This is a genomic window from Acidithiobacillus sp. IBUN Pt1247-S3, from assembly GCF_041146875.1.
Classification (GTDB): domain Bacteria; phylum Pseudomonadota; class Gammaproteobacteria; order Acidithiobacillales; family Acidithiobacillaceae; genus Igneacidithiobacillus.
Map to the genome: position 1 here is coordinate 112,962 of NZ_JBFRXP010000002.1, position 18,335 is coordinate 131,296.

The 18,335-nt window shown below is 57.2% G+C and carries 20 protein-coding genes; 15 read left to right on the plus strand and 5 right to left on the minus strand.

The window, feature by feature from the left end:
* Positions 1-64 precede the first annotated feature (64 nt).
* On the plus strand, positions 65-1,150 hold the full coding sequence (locus tag AB4090_RS02505; RefSeq protein ID WP_369572276.1) for a helix-turn-helix transcriptional regulator: 1,086 nt from the start codon (positions 65-67) through the stop codon (positions 1,148-1,150).
* Here the strand turns inward: AB4090_RS02505 and AB4090_RS02510 are convergent.
* The 4 genes from AB4090_RS02510 to AB4090_RS02525 all read right to left on the minus strand — a co-directional run bounded on the left by AB4090_RS02510 (position 1,132) and on the right by AB4090_RS02525 (position 3,121).
* On the minus strand, positions 1,132-1,506 hold the full coding sequence (locus AB4090_RS02510; RefSeq protein WP_369572277.1) for a hypothetical protein: 375 nt from the start codon (positions 1,504-1,506) through the stop codon (positions 1,132-1,134). The two genes, AB4090_RS02505 and AB4090_RS02510, sit on opposite strands and share 19 nt — an antisense overlap.
* Positions 1,507-1,613: 107 nt before the next feature.
* Positions 1,614-2,450, minus strand: coding sequence for an HNH endonuclease (locus AB4090_RS02515; protein ID WP_369572278.1), 837 nt, complete (start codon positions 2,448-2,450; stop codon positions 1,614-1,616).
* On the minus strand, positions 2,440-2,832 hold the full coding sequence (locus AB4090_RS02520) for a (deoxy)nucleoside triphosphate pyrophosphohydrolase (RefSeq protein ID WP_369572279.1): 393 nt from the start codon (positions 2,830-2,832) through the stop codon (positions 2,440-2,442). The genes AB4090_RS02515 and AB4090_RS02520 overlap by 11 nt, the downstream gene beginning before the upstream one ends.
* A gap of 58 nt (positions 2,833-2,890) precedes the next feature.
* The gene (locus AB4090_RS02525; protein ID WP_369572280.1) at positions 2,891-3,121 is read right to left on the minus strand and encodes a hypothetical protein; all 231 of its coding nucleotides are present in this window, start codon (positions 3,119-3,121) and stop codon (positions 2,891-2,893) included.
* A gap of 345 nt (positions 3,122-3,466) precedes the next feature.
* Here AB4090_RS02525 and AB4090_RS02530 point away from each other — a divergent pair, with 345 nt between their 5' ends.
* The 12 genes from AB4090_RS02530 (at position 3,467) to AB4090_RS02585 (ending at position 16,016) form a co-directional block, all read left to right on the plus strand.
* Complete coding sequence (locus AB4090_RS02530; RefSeq protein ID WP_369572281.1) at positions 3,467-4,144, plus strand: VirB8/TrbF family protein; 678 nt, start codon at positions 3,467-3,469, stop codon at positions 4,142-4,144.
* A 12-nt stretch (positions 4,145-4,156) separates the two neighbouring features.
* A complete protein-coding gene (locus tag AB4090_RS02535; protein ID WP_369572282.1) occupies positions 4,157-5,242 on the plus strand; it encodes a TrbG/VirB9 family P-type conjugative transfer protein in 1,086 nt (361 codons plus the stop codon).
* Positions 5,243-5,252: 10 nt separating this feature from the next.
* The gene (locus AB4090_RS02540) at positions 5,253-6,527 is read left to right on the plus strand and encodes a TrbI/VirB10 family protein (protein WP_369572283.1); all 1,275 of its coding nucleotides are present in this window, start codon (positions 5,253-5,255) and stop codon (positions 6,525-6,527) included.
* Complete coding sequence (locus tag AB4090_RS02545; RefSeq protein ID WP_369572284.1) at positions 6,524-6,802, plus strand: hypothetical protein; 279 nt, start codon at positions 6,524-6,526, stop codon at positions 6,800-6,802. The genes AB4090_RS02540 and AB4090_RS02545 overlap by 4 nt, the downstream gene beginning before the upstream one ends.
* Positions 6,803-6,927: 125 nt before the next feature.
* A complete protein-coding gene (locus AB4090_RS02550; protein WP_369572285.1) occupies positions 6,928-7,788 on the plus strand; it encodes a ParA family protein in 861 nt (286 codons plus the stop codon).
* Positions 7,785-9,050: a ParB/RepB/Spo0J family partition protein gene (locus AB4090_RS02555; RefSeq protein WP_369572286.1), complete on the plus strand. Its 1,266-nt coding sequence runs from the start codon at positions 7,785-7,787 to the stop codon at positions 9,048-9,050. The genes AB4090_RS02550 and AB4090_RS02555 overlap by 4 nt, the downstream gene beginning before the upstream one ends.
* A gap of 103 nt (positions 9,051-9,153) precedes the next feature.
* Positions 9,154-12,540, plus strand: coding sequence for an ArdC family protein (locus tag AB4090_RS02560; RefSeq protein ID WP_369572287.1), 3,387 nt, complete (start codon positions 9,154-9,156; stop codon positions 12,538-12,540).
* 2 nt (positions 12,541-12,542) lie between these two features.
* Positions 12,543-12,908: a hypothetical protein gene (locus tag AB4090_RS02565; protein WP_369572288.1), complete on the plus strand. Its 366-nt coding sequence runs from the start codon at positions 12,543-12,545 to the stop codon at positions 12,906-12,908.
* A 124-nt stretch (positions 12,909-13,032) separates the two neighbouring features.
* Positions 13,033-13,929: an LPD7 domain-containing protein gene (locus AB4090_RS02570; RefSeq protein WP_369572289.1), complete on the plus strand. Its 897-nt coding sequence runs from the start codon at positions 13,033-13,035 to the stop codon at positions 13,927-13,929.
* Between the two features lie 110 nt (positions 13,930-14,039).
* The gene (locus AB4090_RS02575; RefSeq protein ID WP_369572290.1) at positions 14,040-15,188 is read left to right on the plus strand and encodes a hypothetical protein; all 1,149 of its coding nucleotides are present in this window, start codon (positions 14,040-14,042) and stop codon (positions 15,186-15,188) included.
* On the plus strand, positions 15,185-15,460 hold the full coding sequence (locus tag AB4090_RS02580; RefSeq protein ID WP_369572291.1) for a hypothetical protein: 276 nt from the start codon (positions 15,185-15,187) through the stop codon (positions 15,458-15,460). The genes AB4090_RS02575 and AB4090_RS02580 overlap by 4 nt, the downstream gene beginning before the upstream one ends.
* A gap of 67 nt (positions 15,461-15,527) precedes the next feature.
* Complete coding sequence (locus tag AB4090_RS02585; RefSeq protein WP_369572292.1) at positions 15,528-16,016, plus strand: DUF488 family protein; 489 nt, start codon at positions 15,528-15,530, stop codon at positions 16,014-16,016.
* Here the strand turns inward: AB4090_RS02585 and AB4090_RS02590 are convergent.
* Positions 15,973-16,803 (minus strand): hypothetical protein, encoded by an 831-nt coding sequence (locus AB4090_RS02590; protein WP_369572293.1) that lies wholly within the window; start codon positions 16,801-16,803, stop codon positions 15,973-15,975. The genes AB4090_RS02585 and AB4090_RS02590 overlap by 44 nt on opposite strands.
* 188 nt (positions 16,804-16,991) lie before the next feature.
* On the opposite strand from AB4090_RS02590, the gene AB4090_RS02595 reads away from it, so the two are divergent.
* On the plus strand, positions 16,992-17,660 hold the full coding sequence (locus tag AB4090_RS02595; RefSeq protein ID WP_369572294.1) for a S26 family signal peptidase: 669 nt from the start codon (positions 16,992-16,994) through the stop codon (positions 17,658-17,660).
* A gap of 10 nt (positions 17,661-17,670) precedes the next feature.
* A complete protein-coding gene (locus tag AB4090_RS02600) occupies positions 17,671-18,261 on the plus strand; it encodes a lytic transglycosylase domain-containing protein (protein ID WP_369572295.1) in 591 nt (196 codons plus the stop codon).
* Positions 18,262-18,335 lie beyond the last annotated feature (74 nt).

Here is an 18,335-nt window from a genome sequence, read left to right on the forward strand (position 1 = left end):
TATGCGTCATTTTTTGACGTTTAAAAACATCAGAAAAGACAACCATCTAGGAGACGCAACCCTCATGGCGGACACGTTTTTGCGGCGTTCGAAGATAATTGAGCTACTTTCCGAGAAGGCTGGTAGAAAAATCAGTGTGTTAGAGATACAAAAAAGACTTAAATCTGCCGGTATCGAGGCGACCGTGCGGACCTTACAGCGTGATTTTATTGCGCTTTCTGCCGATGGACGAATCCGCGCCGATGGAAAAAAACCGCAGGGGTGGCTGTGGGTGGCGAACGAAAGTTGGCCGGATGCTCTGCGCCCTAATTTGCATACCGCTCTTGCGTTATATCTAACTCGAGAACAGCTAAGCCGACTGCTTCCGGCCAGCTCGTTGGCCAGTTTGAGCCCGTTGATGACGGCAGCCGAAAGGGTTCTGGAAGAAGCCAATAATCCAGGCTCCTTGGGTAGCTGGATGCAGCGCATCGTCGTCTTGCCTTGGGGACCGCCTATGCAGCCACCGGTCATAGACCAAACTATCCACGAGGCCGTCACTGCAGCCGTGTTGGAGGGGCGCCAGCTGCAGATCAGTTACCTGAAATTGGGGGCTAAGCGGGCAGAGAATAGGCGGGTGAATCCCTTAGGACTGATTTATCGGGAACAGGTGCTTTATCTAGTGGCCTTGCCTGCCGCAAATACTGATGACTTTGTGTGGGGTGGGGAAGAGGAGGATGGCGATCTTGAAGGCGCAGAAGGGCCTCAAAGCGATATTGAAGTGGATTGGGATGATATTCGCATCTTGGCCTTACATCGGATCCGAGACGCAAAGATTTTAGATGTCTCCCGAATCGATCCCCCTGGTTTTAACCTCCAGGCATATAGCCGCTTTGCATTTAGTGACGAGGGAAGCGATGAGATTCTTCTTCAGTTTCGTATCAAAATCTCCGTAGGACTTCATTTGGAGGAGACACCATTGAGTCATGATCAGATCATAAAAAAGGGCAGAACTTGGATGACCGTCACGGCGACCGTTCAAGACAACTGGCAACTTCGCTGGTGGTTACAGAGTTTTGGAAGCACTATTGAGGTGATTGCTCCTAGATTCTTACGACTGGAGTTTGTGGATATGGCCAAGGATCTTGGCGGATATTATCTCAGGGGACGGTAATCTATTTTCCCAAGGAGCTTTATTTCCTCTATTTTATGAGTCCGCTCATCTTCGTCTATTATTCTAGTAAAGTATTCCCCGGTACTAATGGGAATATTGCGCAGATTAGTTCCCTCACTACGTATCGCAGATCCATAATCAAGGGAGTTTTCTGACAAAACAAATGGGAACTTGCTTAAATCTCCGTCTATATCTCTCTCTTTTACGATTCCATACCAATGTCCAGGCATGATCCTGTTGTCATTGTCTAGGATACATTGAAGCCAGAAACTAAATTCTGTATCTCGTGGATTGTTGCTACACCCTACATCAATAGCAGTAATTATGACGAAGCGTTGATTTTTGTTTTCTTCCATTAGTAGATACTCTATAAAACTAGTTCATTCTAAAATAACCAAAAGGGTTGACCTTTTAAAAAGAGAAACATACCGTCCCGAGCGTCCGTTCCTGGCCGATCACGGTCTTACGTAGTTCCCTGCCTAAAGCTATCAACTTTTTCTTTCAACATCTTACTGTATGCGGATTTGTCCTTCGAATGATGGCAGCGTCTATGACAGTTTGGACAAAGCGCGGCAGCATTGTTGATGGTGTCGCTACCCCCCTCAGCTAGCGGTTTTATGTGATGGACTTCCAGATAGGGAGAGCCGTCAGGCATCTCAAATGGTGAAGCCACGTCACATGCTTCGCAATGTCCGTCAGCTCGGCGTTTAACATATTCAACCACCCACGGGCTTCGCTCATATTGAGTAGTAACAACAGACCTTCTACCGGGCTTTTGCTCACCCCTCGCTGCTCGCTTAAGTAACTCGTCATCACTTAACCGACGAGCTTGCGCGAGTTTGGCTTGATAGGGCGCTTCGATCGTGTCCTTATCCAGTACTGATTCCGGAGACACCAGCTTGACTGGAAACATCCAAACCACCCGGTTGTTTCCACTGCTATCGGGTTGATGATCCTCGTATGGCGAACCCGACAGTTTCACTTCACCACAATATGTGTACTCGCGAAGGCGATAGACCTCGAAAAGAAATATGTGAACACCATTTACGCCAGATTCTGCGAGCGTACGGTTCTGCATGAAAGATAGGCTCTGATCACCCTCTTGCCCCATGCCTGTGTAGTGGAGAACATCATCATCCCAGCGATCATCATAAATCGAGGTGACATGGTTCGATACGATCACTAGAGAGTTGGTGGTTTTTGCCCTTCGCATGCCTCCCTGTGGTCCGCATTTGAAAATCTCACATAACGTATTATTGTCTATGACTTGGCCCAACTTTAGATCTGGATCAAACTTCACCGAATTTTTCCTGTAGGTGCGCCGCAATAGGAATGTCAGCAGGAGCAAGCTGGTAATTCATAAGGTCGGCCAAGGGTACCCAAATGGCTTTGTCATGTACTGACAATGTTAAATCTTCATTGAGCAAATCGGCGCTCATCGCAACCAGATTGATAGCGCCATGTTGATAGTGATATTTGCTGGTAACAATCTCTTCTCCAACGACTGAGCTGACACCAAGCTCTTCCCTTAGTTCTCGTTGGAGACACTCCTGCAGTGATTCCCCTTCTTCAACCTTGCCACCAGGAAATTCCCAGAAGCCCGCGAGTTTTTGGTCAGACGCTCGCCTGGTAAGCAGGACCTGTCTATTTTTCAAAACGATAGCTGCAGTAACTGTCTTCATCTTTTAATAAAACCAATTCCATCGGCATCCGTTCACGATTGCAAAGCGTACATTCCAATCAAGCGTGCAAGAAGACCGCTTCTGGCCGATACGCGCCATTCATCACCATGGAATATGCCGCAGATTCCCATCCTAAGCAAACTCCGGCTTGGGTGCCTGCTTTTCCATGGGCGTCAGCAACTCCGCCGCATCCTCGCTCGACCAGGCTGATGAGCTTGCCTAACTGGGCGGGCTTGATTGCCAGATATTCGGCCACCGCCTTGATGTCTTCCTTGATTTGCGCCTGCATGGAATCAATCCCCTCCCGGCGCGTGATGATGTCCTCTATGGCCTCGCGAGCCTTTTGGTTGCTGATCCTTATGCGTTACGCCGTTGCCGATCCCGCAATATTATTACCACAGCGGATGGATCTCGTGGGACGGAAGTGAACTTGGTTCTGTGGCACCATGGCCCATCGACCACTAGGCTTGATGATCCCCCGTTCACTGGGACTGATTTTGATTGATAGATTGGTGCTTGGTGATTGCATTGCACCAAGTTTTGTCTGCTTGCGACAATCTATCCGTTGCCCCCTTCCGATCCTCTTTTCCGCTGGCTATACCAGAACAGCAGCGGATTTTGAGAGGGTTTACGCATGGCAGAGAAAGAAACAGACGCCCGCTATCTGGCCGCCCGGCGGGAATGGCTGGAACGCTATGGCGACTATATCGCGCAGGCCAAAAACTGGCGCCTGGCCGCACTGGCGTCTATCGGGATTTCCGCCTTGTTCGGTGCGGGAATGATTTACGAGGCCGACCGGGTGCATGTCGTGCCGTATGTGGTGGAGGTCAATCATCTGGGACAGGCCGTGCATCTTGCCCAGGAAGTTCAAGCCGGGACCTATGACCTGCCCGTGGTGCGGCATGTCATCGCCCACTGGGTGCGGGACGTGCGGGAACGCCTGCCCGTGGTTGCCGCAGAAAAGCAAATCTACAAATCTACCTACGGCCTGGTGGGAAACAAGGAAAACGAGCGGCTCACCGCCTATTTTGAGCATCACAACCCTTATTCCAATTTCACGAAGAATGACGGTGGGCGGACCGTAGACATCACCTCTGTTCTGCCCGTGGGCACGGTGACGACCAAGGGGGGCACCATGCAGGTGCAGTGGACCGAAACCCAATATGGGGCCAGTGGTTCCATCAAGTGGCGGAAGAACTATGAGGGCAGCGTGACCTATCGGGTTCAGCCACCGTCCAGTAACCCCGCCGTACTCAAAGTCGACCCCTTCGGCATTTTCATTACGTCTTTCACCTGGAATGCGATTCCGTAAAGGAGAATCCTCATGCGCAGCAACGTGTTTATCCGCGCGGCCATAGCCGCCGCTATTCTGGGGTTCAGCGGGACATCCTTTGCGGGTGTCGTCACCTCCCCGGTGCCGGGAGGAATTCCCGGCAAGGTGTCTGCGGCCACCGGACCCCACACCCAGGTGCCTGCCATCCATCAAGCGAATGTGCAGGCAGCCGGCACGACAGGAACGGCCTCGCTTTCGCCCGAGTCGTCCGCCGAGATCTGGCAGAAAGCCATTGCCACCCCTCCACAGGGGCGGATCTCGGCACGGTCCAAAACGGCCATGGAAAAGGCGTTGGTGGCGGCCTATGAAGCGGGCAAGACGCAAAATCTTCCGCCCATCGCCGGGACCAATGGTGAAGTGCTTTACGCCTACGGACAGTCTTTGCCGACGCTGGTGACGGCCCCGCTACACACGTCTCTCATCGTGCTGCGGGCCGGGATGCGGAATCCCAAAGCCGTTGGTCTGTCGCCAGCATATTGGCAGCTCACTCCCCTCACGGCGGGCAACCAGCCGGAGATGGCCATCACGCCGCGCTTTGGGGGCCTGCACGGGAATCTGGTGGTTACCGGCACTTCAGCCGCAGGCAAGCCCCTCAATTATGTGGTTGAGGTGACTTCCGATGCGACACGCTATACGCCGATGATCGGGTTTTATTACCCGGACGACATCATTCGCACCTGGAAGCAGGAAGATGCAGCGGATCAAGCAATCCATCAGAAAGTAAATCGGGAGACGGTCGCGGTTCTGCCGTCGATCAACGCTGCCGATCTGGATTTCCACTGGACGATGCACTGCTCGGGCGGTGGCTGGTTCAGCAGCAGCGATTGTGGATCAATCATGCCGGAGCGCGTATTCGACGACGGGAAGCAGACCTTCATCCAGTTCAAGCCCGGCCAGGGCAGCCGGGGCGGGATTCCGTCCGTTCTGGCGGAAAACGCGGCGGGGCAAAACGCCATCATCAATACCACGTTCCGGGATGGGTACTACATCGTGGACGGAGTCCCCCACAAGATTCTCCTGCTGGCCGGCAAAGGCAGTAACGGGAAGGTAGTCAAGCTCGTCCACGAGCACAACTGAGGAGGGCGTCATGGCAGATGACAAGATTCCCATGGGGGAAGAGTCGGCCAAAAAGGTCAAAGGTTCCCTGATTCCGGACAAGAACACCCTGGGCGCGCATCTCAAGTCTGGGAAAATTCTGGCTTACGCCGTGGCGGGCGCGGTAGGTGTGGGAGTGGTCGGGTTCGCGGCCATTGACCTGTTCCATGGTTTCGGCTCTTCCTCTGGCCCCGCCAAGGAAACCGTGCATCAGGCGCCCGCTATTCGTCCACAATCGAAGCCGGTAGCCATCCAGGAGCCAGGCGCAAAAACGCAGTCGGTGAAGACTCCTGCACGCTCGGGGCCGGGCACAGCCCCATTGAGTACGGGGCCAGCTACACAGCCCACGGTACAGGCACAACCCAGCCCACAGGTGGCCGCGTTTGAGCAGGCCATCCAAGGGCAGGGGGGAAAGGGCGAATCTGCCGCGGGCTGGGGTGGCAGCGCCCGGACAACTCCTGCTGCAGCAGCGGTATCGGGGACATCAGAGCCCACGAATGCGCTGACCCTGGAAAAGTCCATTGCGGAGATGACCGGCAAAAACAGGCAGCAAGGGGTATACAGTACCCATCTGGTCCGGCGCGAAGTGAGTCCGTATGAATTGCTCCAGGGCACGGTGATTCCCGGTATTCTGGAAACGGGCATCAAGTCGGACATCGCCGGACAGGTCACGGCAGTCGTGGCCCATCCGGTGTACAACAGCCTGAATGCCTCGACGGTCCTGATTCCGGCAGGCAGCAGACTCGTTGGCACCTACCACAGCGGAGCGGCCATGGGCCAGACACGGGTTGGCGTCCTGTGGAGCCGCATCGAATTTCCCGATGGAACCTATATCCGTCTGGGGTCCATGACAGGCGCGTCGCCACGCGGCTATGCGGGCTTCAAGGACCTCGTGAACAACCACACCTGGGAGATTTTCAAAAATGCCCTGCTGCTCTCCATCATTGACGTGGGCATGACGGTAGCGAGCCCTACGGGCAGCACCAGTCAGTCCGGGGTGGTGACGGGCAATGTGGCGTTGGTGGAAGGGGAACAGTCCCTGGCGCAGACCTTCGGGGAAGCCGAGGCACAACTGTTCCAGAAGTTCATCAACGTGTCCCCGACCCTCACCATCCGGCCCGGCTACGCCTTCAACGTCGTGGTTACCAAAGACCTGGTTTTCCCTGGCCCCTACCGGCATGGCGTGAATCTGGTCGGTACGGCGGCGCAGACAGCACCTGCCAAACCTTCGGAGCTGGACCCCTACATGGGAGGAGGGTCCGAATGAAAAGCCGCATCATTCCGCGTTTGCGGCGGGATCTGATGGCCGCGCAGTACCGTGAGGATGCCACCGTCCGGTCGGCGCGAGTCAGTCAGGAGCTGGTACGCCTGCCCATGGAAACCCTGCGGTCCATGGGGTTGCGACGGGCCAGCCGGCCCGTACCGGAACCCCCCTATGAGCCGTTTGCCATCGCGCTGACTCCCGAGGCGGCGACCAGGCTGGCGTCCTTGCCAGACGGCGTGAGTGTGTCTGCCATGGTGCAGGAAATGTTGCGTTCCTGACGAGACGCTCCGCGCAACCACAGAATGCTATACCCATTCACCGATCGAAGAGGAGGTTCAGCGATGGCGGTTTTCACAAAGAATGTCGTAGGCGGCTATGGCCAGACGGACGGGGAGGATGTTGGATGAAGCTCCTTGCATTTGCCAATCAGAAGGGCGGGGTGGGCAAGACCACGCTGGCCGTTCATATGGCGATCCATGCCCACAACATGGGGTTTCGGACGCTTTTGGTGGACCTCGACCAACAGGGCAGTGCCACCTTTCTGGCGACGGGGGATGGGGACCGCCACCAGACTATGGACGGCACGGTCCTGGATCTGTGGTATCCCGATCGGGAAATTCCGGTGCAGACATCCCCAATATTTGGCTTTGATTTTCTGCAGGCATCGGCGGGTCTGGACTCCGTTGACGATGATGCGGCGGCAGCTGTACTGGCCCTGCGTCGTCTGAACACCTTGGAAAAGGCGGGTGAGGGACCAGGAGCGTTCTATCACCTGGTGATCGTGGATTGTCCGCCAGCGCCGGGTGTGCGGCAGGTAGCGCCATTGCTGATAGCGGACAAGCACATTGCCCCGGTGACACCAGACGCCCTGGGTACACAGGGCCTGCTGTCCCTGGTTCAGACGTACACCGGACATATCCGGCCAGACAATCCCAAGCTGGAGTTCAAGGTGCTTATCAATCGCGTCAAGGCCAATTCCGCGACCAACCTGACGATTGCTGGCGCGTTGCTGGAAGGATTTCCCGACTGGGTGATGCCCCATCAGCTCTATGAGCGTGAGGATGTCCGAAAGGGACTACGCCTCGGCAAGCCTTATTGGGAAGCCTGCCGGGATGCGGCGCAGCGGGATGCCTGGTATCAGACCTTTGACAGTCTTTTGCAGGACGTGCCCGACGATGAGGGCAGCCCGGACAACCGGGAGGTCCCGGAACCGGATAACGCAGAGGAGATTCTGGCAAAGCAGCGCGAAGGGGGCGAACAATGAAAGAGTCCCTGTTGGGTGGATTGAATCTGGAAGCGGCCCGAGTGGCCCTGCAGGCGGCACCCCATACCGGCGCGGGCGCCCTGACAACGGTGCCGGCACTCTACCTGTCACTGGACGCCATTGAGCCGGACTCCGCCCAGCCCCGGCGGTTTACGCCAGAGGATGATCCCGATCTGGAGAATCTCGCGGAAAGCATCCTTCAGCATGGCGTCATCCAGCCCATTACGGTAGAGGCACGAGGGGCCGGCAGATACCAGATCGTCGCCGGCGAACGGCGTTGGCGGGCGGCGAAGATGGCGTTGGCGTCCAGTAATCCGTGTGCGCGGCGGGGCTACGATCTCGGACGCATCCCCGCCGTTATCGCGCAGTCGGAAAGCCCCACAGACCGGCTGGAAATGCAACTGGTGGAGAACCTGGCGCGAGCGGAGATGCGTAACGAGGATGTGGCCGTGGCGCTGCAAGCGTTACTGGATACGCTCCAGGTACGTCCTGCGGAGCTGGCCCGTCGCCTGGGGCGCTCGGCGTCCTGGTTGCGGGCCGTGCTGGTCCTGGGCAGCGAGGATGCCAAGGCGATCGCAGTGCGGATCGGCGTGGCGCTGGATAGCATCGGCATGAATGAAATGCAACGGTTGGTGGTCTGGAGGAACGATCCGGACAAGGCAAACCTGCTGGATGTTTTGGCTACCCGTATCGAGGAGGGGGCGATATTTTCCCGATCCTTGCTCAATGATCTGGAGGCACGGGTTACGCAAGAGAGGGAACAGCGGATTCTGTCAGCATCGGCGGAATCTCCGGAACCCCATGTCTGGGACAGTCACACTGGCCTGGCGGAACACTCGGTGATCGGCGGGGTCGGACCAACTCGTGACGGAAAGGGAATGCTCGTTGCGTATAGCCAGGAAGACGGCGGCCATCCAGGACCTGCGCTGGTCGGTGGCGAATGTGAGGAAGGGGAGAATGGTTACGGCGACACCACCGGAGGTAGTGGGCAGATGGGCGGTGGTGATGGAAAGGAAAATCCTGGGGTAAGTAGGGATCTGGATTCGATCTTGGGGCCAGCGCCTGTTCAGAAACCAGCTGATTCCGTGATGTTTTCCCTGCCCATGGAACTCGTTGAGCAGATATTCGGGCTGGTGAACGATCCCTGGACCGGCAGCCCAACACCGGCGCAGATCATTGACGCGATCCAGGCCATCCTGAGCGAGGTGGAAGAGCAGAGAGCAAAGTCGGTCCGTTCGGGGACTCTCACGATCCGCAGGTGAATGGCTGTAAGGGATGGACAGGCGTCATATCATCCGCGCCATAAAAAGCTATACCGTCCATCCCTCGCTATACCTCCACAGGTAGTCTGCAGGAGAGCACGATATGGCTTCACGGGGCAAGGAAGAAAAACGGGACTTTCGTCTGGAGGTGGCCGATCGTCTGATCCAGCAGATGGAGCAGGGCACGGCGCGGTGGCAACGGCCCTGGAAGCCCGGAGAAATTCTGCCGCCCGTGAATGCGGTGACCGGCAAGCCCTACCGTGGGGTGAATTATGAGAACCTGATGACCTTTTCGCCGGACCCGTCTGATCCCCGCTGGTGTACCTACAAACAGGCCCAGGAGAAAGGCTGGCAGGTGCGACAGGGTGCTTCCGGCTTGCCGCTGGAAGTCTGGAAGGAATACGAGCACAAGCGCACAGAGGAAGAAATCCGGCGACTGGAGGAACAGGGGGCGACGGACATCGAGCCGGCGGAGCGCCGTCTGGGTGTCCGGTATTACACCGTGTTTCACGCCTCGCAGATCGACGGTATCCTACCCCTTGAGCGTCCGGATCTGACCCATGTACTGGATGGCAAGACCGACGAACGGTTGCCGAAGCTGGCCGACGCCATGGGCGTCAACCTGCAGTACGGTGGCAGCCGGGCATTCTATCGTTCTGCTGAAGATCGGGTGCAGATGCCTCCCGTGGAATCGTTCGAGCGGGCCGTGGGCCACGACACCACGCTCTTGCACGAGCTTTCCCATGCAACCGGGCATGAAAAACGCCTGAACCGCGACTTGCGCAATGCTTTTGGCAGCGAAAAGTACGCGATCGAGGAACTGCGGGCCGAGATGTCGGCGGCCATGACAGCGGCGATCTTGGGGTTAGGCTTTGATCCCGCCGCTCAGGACCGGGAGGAGGGCCGGGAGGACTTAGCAGGCGGCAAGACCTTGGCAGATGGCACCACGGGCAATAGCGCCGCTTATCTCGCGAGCTGGCTCAAGGCCCTGCCGGAGAAAGATCGCAAGCAAACGATCATGCAGGCGATCAAGGATGCACAAGGCATCAGCGACTACCTGATCGAGCGGACACCAGAGATTGTGCAGGAGACAGAAGTCGAGAAAGCCTCTGCACTTTCCCGCGGGGGCTATGTGCAATACACCGATGAACTTGGAGAAACCCGTGAGGCGTTGATCCTCGGTCCTGTTGATCCTGGGCCGTCAGATATGTACCGAACACGTCCGATTTTGCGGTTGCACCACGAAGATGGAACTGACCGTTTACTCTTGGGCGGGGACGATCATTTCCCTGCGATCCTGATTCCGGAAAACCGCTGGGACCGGCATATTCCCAACGTCCTGCCGCCGGAAGCGATGGATGCCGTGGACCCAATCACGGAAGCCTATAAGCGCAATATAACCAGCGAACTCCGCAATGCCAGAGAAGAAGAAGTTTTGCAGGCGGTGGAACAGGCGTTGCGGAACAAGGCGCAAGAACCAGATGCCGACCTTGTGGCGCATCTGCAGACATACACGCAGATTCGCCGAGGCGAGCGCACTGATCTGCCTACAGTGGGGGATGACTGGCCGGGTGGACTACCTACGGGATTGGGCGGCGACCGCGTCGAGAATGCGCAACAGTTTTTGCGCAATGCCGCCGAACGTGACCCGCAACGTGCGGAACGCTGGGCGGCGGAACTGCGCGGCAACCCCCATGCTTATGCGGAAAAGGTGGGCTTTGGGGTTGCACCCGGCACGGGCGACATCCTTGAGGCCGACAACATCCGTGGGATTGCGACACAGATGGAAGAGGGTGTGAAGCGGGTGCGTAGCCCGCAGGTGGGTGATCTGGTGCGGTTTGATCCCACCAAGGCCATCCAGGAGCCGTATGCTGGCCGAGTGATTGCCAAGCTGGATACGACCAGCGGAGATCACCGTTATCATCTCCGTGCGGAGACCGGGCCTGATGAGGGCATGGAAGTCACGGTGTACGGGCTGGATGGCGCTTTCAGAATGATTGATCCGGCGCTTGCCTACGGTTTCGACTGGAACGCACCGGAACGCCTGGCGGCGGAAAAGGCGGCGGAGGCCCAGGTTGATCCCAAGGAACAGGCCATCATGGCCTACAACCGTTTTCACCAGGAATTGCCGGGGAACATGGACCGATTCATGGAGCGGATCGACCAACGATTTGATTCCCTGGACCCGACCAATTCCGATGCGTTTGCCAAGGCGATGCGAGACACCATGGTGGAGGCGGACAAGGTATTTGGAATTGTCACCATCGGTGAAGATCGGGGTTCATTCAAGCCTGAGCTCGAATTGAAAAAAGCGGGAGTGGAAGACACACGGAAACAGGAATTGCGGGACATCTGGAGGGACACGTCCGAGGCGCAAACCGCACGCTACCGTGCTTCTGTCGACGCCGCCCGTGAACGGGTGACGGAGCGCCTGAAAAAACAGGGCAAGGAAATCCTGAAAGAGTCTGAATCGGTTAGCACCCTGCAAGGGGTTAGCACCCTGCAAGGGCTTAGTCCCAGACAGGTCGTGATGGCCTCCTACTGGAAGCATGGGATTCTGGTCGACGACAAAAGCCCGACCGTGGACAAGATGGTCCAGGCTATTGAGGAGAAGGATCTGAAAACCCTGCTCCCCTGGATTGGTCACAACTCCCAGAATCCTGGTTCCGAAGAGGCATTCTCCCGGATTACCGGTGTCAGTTTGGGCAAAACCCAAAAAGAGCGGGTAGCGCACCTGGAAACGTGGGCCGGAGCGGATCGGGTTGCCGCTCTGAACCAGGAGGGAGCCGAAAAAGCCCGCCAAAAGGCCGAAGAGGCGCCCCGTAAGGCGCTGCGGCAGGCTTTCGACGCGCTTTCCTACTCCAAAATCCAGATATCTACCGAGACGGGCTCCAAGGTCGTCGACGGGCAACAGTACATTGAATGGAAGGCCGCCCATGGCTACACCCATGTCGGTGCCCATAAGAAGGGTGCCGTGGTGGAGCGATTCCTGGAAAACCCGCAGACCGATGAAACATCGCGGGTCAAGGACCGACGCTTTGGGGCGTTCTGCAAGGCGGTCCAGGCCCTGGAGCCGGGTGGCGACCTGATGAAGGCCATGGAGATAGCGAAAATCCCCCTGGATCTGCCAGAAAAGCCTTTGGAGAAAGCGCAGGAGGAACTGCCGGACTCCGCCGGAGCTGCCGACCGGCTGGTGAAGTCCCTGGAAGTTCTGGAACAGCACAGCCTCACCCTGCCACGACCAGACGGCACCTACAAGACCGTCAATGCCAGAAGGTATCTCGATGAAGGGGTTGCCAGAGGATTTACGCAGGCAGACACGACGGCCAATCCGTTGGCCTGGGTCAACCCCGAAACCTCGACTCGGCTGACGGTCCGCGACGATGCCCTTGCGGCAACGCTCAGAGCAGCGCAAGCCGTAGACCCGCAAATCGGGCGGGCCATTCGGTCCGTCGCACGACAAAAAACCGACCTGGAATGGGAGATGTAAAAATGGGAATGTTCGACCGGTTTTTCAGCAACACCGCAAAGCCTATCTGCAATCTGTTCATTGGAGCGTCACCGGATCATCTGATCCCGGTGGATGATCCGACGGGGCTGGGTGGCTATACGCTGGCCATCGACAAATTGATCCGGGAGGAAGCCGCGGATGTCATTTATTGCCATTCTGGTGATCCTGCCGACCTCTCCATGGTCCGGAAGGCCCTGGAATACCTGTCCATGATGGGCGGAGAAGTCGGCGTTGCCGAGCAGCTTCCTGATGCGGAAGTGGCAGCTATATTCGGCGTCGATGTCCGGACCTATCAGGGCACTGTCATTGATCCGCAAGGGGATGCGGCGGCTTTCCATGGGCACTGAGACTGCGCCAAGGAAACCGTGGGGCAATTTCCCGGACACCCTGCATACCCATCCCCCGCCAGCAATGGGCACCTAGCCGCGTGACCAAACACCATTCCCTACGCATTCCCAGGAGCATACCCACATGGCAGCACAGATAGACCAACTGTTTTCCTATGGACCTCTGGATGTTCTGAATATGCACGAAGAGAACAGCAAAGGTCTCCACGTTGTCCATGCAGACATGAGCACGACCGCCTTTATCCCGGAAGCCGATCCCTTGCACAAGGAAGTGCAGACGCTCATCGAAAAGAACCCTCATTCGCGCGGATTTGCGGCCAACCAGATTTATTCAAAGGTCGAGGCGCACGGTTTGTGGAATGCGCTTGAGCTGGACACCGATGGCGTGTGGTTTGGCCCGTCGCAACAAGTTGAACAACAGCAAAAAATTGAGATGGGAAATGATGGCTTGCCGGAGCCGGGAAAGCAGGATCTGGCCGTCGATCCTGAGATGAAAAAGGCCGCCAATCTGGAGAAGCCGGCAGTGGAGTCGCAGCAGCCGTGGCCGCAGGCCCCGGAGGCGAAGCCCCTTTTTCCTCAGGAGCCTCGCGCACCGGAAACGGAAAAACCCCCGAGTCGCCCATCATTCGCCAGACAAAAGCCTGTGCCCCTGCTGGCCCATAAAAACCGGCCACTGGTACTGGATCACGGCGATCATATTACCGTGACCCGGCGCGCCATGCTCGGCATTGGGCGCACAGCACAGGAAAAGCGCGAGCTGGCGGTAGGTACCGCACTGCAGGCCGCAGTTGAACGCTTCGGGCAGCCGGTGCATTTCACGGGCAATCCCGCCTTCCTGAAGCAGACGGCGGAGATGGCGGTAAACATGGGCATCAAGCTGGAGCCGGGTGATAAACAGGCGGCGGAAATCTACCAGAAAGCCTTAAAGGATCAGGAACAAAACCGGGCGCCACGCGGTAACGTCCTGGGTCCCGCACGGCAGCAACCGCAGAAGCAGCGCTCAGACGTGGAACTGGAGTGAGCCTTTCCGGACGCGCCACCGGCTCGTCCGTTTTTCCTGGATGCAAAGCTATACCCGGCATGGCTGGCTATACCTCATCAGGTAACCGCAATCTGATGAGGAGAAATGTCATGCCAGTACGAATGGTGCAACGCAACAATTTGGCGAACGCCTTTGTCGCCGTCAATGATGGCCCCACCAACGCGGCATTGACTGCCGCCAAAACGGAAATCGGCGAGGCCGTCTGGAAACAGGGACACACGCCGGAAGCAGAGAAAACCGTGCGCGAGACGCTGAAATCCCATAACGCCCGCTATGAGACCGAACTGTCCGGCAAGCTCACGGGAATCACGCTCGCTGAAACCGAAGCAAATGGCGAAAAATTTCAGAAGCTGCGCGTGACCCTGGAAAGTGGTGCGGACAAGACGATCCTGTCGGCGGATCTCAACAGTGAGTTCGCTCAGCGGCTCATCGCGAAGCTCGATCGGGCCAGTCAGGAACAGGCAGGCCAGATGGTCACCATCGGTGGCTTTGCAGAATCCGTACAGAAAGAGGATGGGCGGACGTTCACCAACCACGTGGCTACCATGAAGGATGCCGGGAAGCAGGAAATCGAGGCTGTGCCCGGTCATTTCAAGCAGGCGCAGGAGCGGATCGCCGAGGAGCAGGCACCGATGATTGCAGCGGGCAAAGGCGGGAACAAAAAGGCGATGAACCTGATTTCCGATACCGCCCGAGAAGCCTATTTCGCCGAAGTGGTACAGGGTATGGCGGAACGGCTCAAGGAGCAGGGGGTTGCTCCAAAACAGGAATACCCTCGTCTCGAAGGCCATCAGAAGGACGAACAAGGCACCTGGCGCAGCGTGGGCCTCTACGTGGACCAGGACGGCAAGCCCCGTGGCGTCCTGGCCGTGGAAAACAAGGAGCAGAGCGTCAAGGAGCGGCACAGCGTGGAGTTCGTGGAACGCACGTCGAAATCCGGAATTCCGATGCTCTCGGCCATGGTGGAGCGGGAAGACGGGAGCAAGCTCTACGCCAACGTCCTGCCCCACGAGAACCGCACGACCGGAGAGAAGTTTTTGTCGGCGTCCTTCGGCGAGCGCGACCCGCAGGGCACCTTCCGGCAGATCGAGGGGCTAGGCGGCGGACTGAAGCCCAACGAAGCCATGAGGCAGTTGGGTGATCAGGACCGCACCGCCCAACTGGTCCGGGAAAAACTCGGGGTGGATGTTCTTGCGAAAGACAAGGCCGTCGAGCAGGCCAGTGGAGTCGAACGGTGAAGCACGGGGCCGACATCGAGCACTGGGCCACGGAATTCATGGGAAAGACCCGTGTCGAGGTGAAACGGGAACGTCTGAAACGGCTCCTGGCCGGGCTGCACCGGCATCCGGACAGTGCGTCCCTGCCGGTCGGATCGCCGCAACGGATACTGGTCCAGTCCCATGAACGCAACCTTATGCAGGAAGCCGTGCATCTCGGCTACGAACCGCCAGAACAGGTCCTCAAGGAACTGGGCCTGCATCTGGGGTTGGAAGTGGGGTTGGGGCTTTGAGTGCCCGTGCTGTGGCTATTATGAAATATCAACTTCAGGTAGAGTGGGCAAGTCGGAGGGAGATAGTATGATGGTTTTCACAATCGGTTACGAAGGGCTAAGCATCAACAGGTTCATGTCGCTACTTACTAGGCACGATATTGAGACCGTGGTGGACATCCGTGAGTTGCCCTTATCGCGTAAGCCAGGCTTCTCGAAGCGGGCGCTGGCCAGCGTTCTGAATTTGTCGGGCCTGGAGTATGCCCACATGATCGAGTTAGGTTGCCCAAAGTCAGTGCGTGACCGCTATCGTGAAGATGATAACTGGGAGCGCTACACTGAGGGCTTTCTCAATCACCTGAAAGCACAAGGGTCGGCGATCGCCGAGTTGTCAGCACTGGTGCGCTCGTCAAGGTGCGCGCTGCTTTGCTTCGAGGCGAACTACAACTTCTGTCATCGCTCGATGGTGGCCAATGCTGTTCGCGACTACTGTGGCGCGGAGATCATGCATATTCAGGCTGTGGGTTCCGGTGCTAGAACAACGAAATCTGGGACGCCTCAGCTTGCTTTTGCTTAGGGGGATATATCAAACTGATGATCAGCCACTGGTCCTGGAACCGGTGCTGATTACCCATCAAAAACATCAGATCCTTTCTGCCTAGCTGTTCCTCCAGCTTGGCGCGAAACGGCGCTTCCCAGCCCTCTCCGTAACGGCTCTGACAGTTCCAGAACAGTGCGCCGACCTCCCAATCAACAATCTTGTGCTTCTCCTCCTTCTCACCCTCTGGCGAGTCGCACACGAACCGGTAGTAGAAGTCGAACGGCACCTTACGCAGTTCTTTCACCTGACACCTTGCCTCGTCCTCAGAAAAGAGGTGGCCTTGCATCTGCTCGCGCGTCAGCTTCTCCCTTTCTTCCTCGGTCCAGTCTTGGTTTCGAGCTTTGACGATCTCCAGGCCCAGGATGCGCTTGGGGCGCAACAGTCCAATCGACATCTTGTCATTTAGTCGGGCAACATCGAGATCGCTGATGCTGCTAAACAAAGGAATCTTGTTTATCCATTCCCAGCGAGAAGCCCACTCTTTTTTTGTGTCGATTACTTCACCGCAGACAATGGTGTCGACATAGATCTTGTGACTTTCTGGCCGGTGGTCTTTGGTAGCCTTCTCTAACCGGACATTGACCCACTGCCACTTTTTGAACTGCTGACCTTCCTCGATCAACCGAAAGGGAACAGGGTACAGGCGGCGCATCGAACCGTCCTGACTGATGCCTGCTACACACGATGTTTCAACATACTGGGCGCTCGGGGAAGGGTAGGTTTTTGCCAGAACCAGAATACGCTCAACTATACCCAAGCCCATCGGTTAACCCTTCTATCTGTCTGGAAGTAGTACGGTACATACAACTATTATCATAATTCACCAATTCTAACTAACATTCTTCTCCCACCCGACCTTTCTGCCCACCAGGACCCTACCTTGGTGGGGTCCTGATCGCAACAGCAACTGGCTATACCAGAACAGGACCACTGTTCGAGGGACTTTCTGGTATGCGGCTTCCCAAATTCTCCACCCTCGCCATCATCACGGCGGCAACGCTCACCCTGCCTGTGGCGGCACTGTTTGCTGTTGGCCGGATCGAGCATTGGTCGCTCAATGTCACAACCTGCATGCCCATTGGCTTCTACCAGCGTGGGCCAAAACCCGCCCACCTTCGGGACGGAGACAAGGTCTATCTTTGCCCCCCCATCCACGAACCATTGCCGATGACCTTTGTCGGTCCGGCGGCAATGCTGAACAGCACGCCTGCCGGTGACAATCCAGCGCTACACGAGGCGCTGACCGGCCTCTGGCTGGATTTCGCGCCCCACGGGAAGTGGGATTGCGCAGACCACCTCATGCCCTTTGCCAAGGAAGTCGTGGCCACGGAAGGCCAGACGGTAGAAATCACCAAGGACGGAGTGATTGCCAATGGCAAGCTGCTGCCCAACAGCCGGATCGTGACCACGGTGGAGGGCATTCCGGTCATCCACCTGCCGATCGGTACCCGGCTGACCGTCCCCAAGGGATATTTCTGGGACTATGCGCTAGGCACCTTTGCCTTCACCAGCGCCTACTATGGGCCGGTGCCTGTGAAAAATATTCTTGGCAGCCTGCGGCCTGCCCTAGTCATCCCCGGCAGTCAGTATTGGTACACCGACAAGATCCAGACGAAATGAGGAACTTCCCATGTTGTTGACCACTCTCGCCCAGCACTGCGCCCCACAGGTGGCCCCATCCACACTCGCCGCCATCGTCCAGGTGGAGTCGGGCGGAAACCCCCTGGCCATGTGGAACAACAACACGCGAAGCATGGTGCTCCTCGGGAACCCGCAACAGGCGATAGCCTATCTTCGCCAGGCCATGGCCGCTGGGCAAAGGGTGGACGTAGGACTCGCACAGGTGGATACAGAAAACTTTGCATCCTACGGGCTGAACCCAAGTAATGCCTTTAATGCCTGCACCAACCTTCGGGCAGGCGCGAAAATCCTCAACGCCGATTACCGGAAGGCCACCGCCGCATATGGCCCCGGCGAGGCTGCCCTCTACCACGCCTTTGAAGCTTATAACTCCGGGCACCTTCGGGGAGACGCTGTCTATGCCAATCGGGTACTGGCCGCTGCGGGTATCCCTGTACAGATGGGAAGCGGAGGCGGGCTGTCCTATGCCTGGCGTCCGAACGCGCCCCTGGCCTTTGTGGAGACCTGGGGCGGGGCAAAGCCTGCAAACGCCATGTCTAAGCCTAAAAAAACGGCGTTGGCTTATTCCCTCAACTGGTAAGGTAGCTCTGGCGACAGAGGCAAAATCCTTGGGTTCCTTCTTGCCCATGCCCATACTGCACATCCTATTCGATC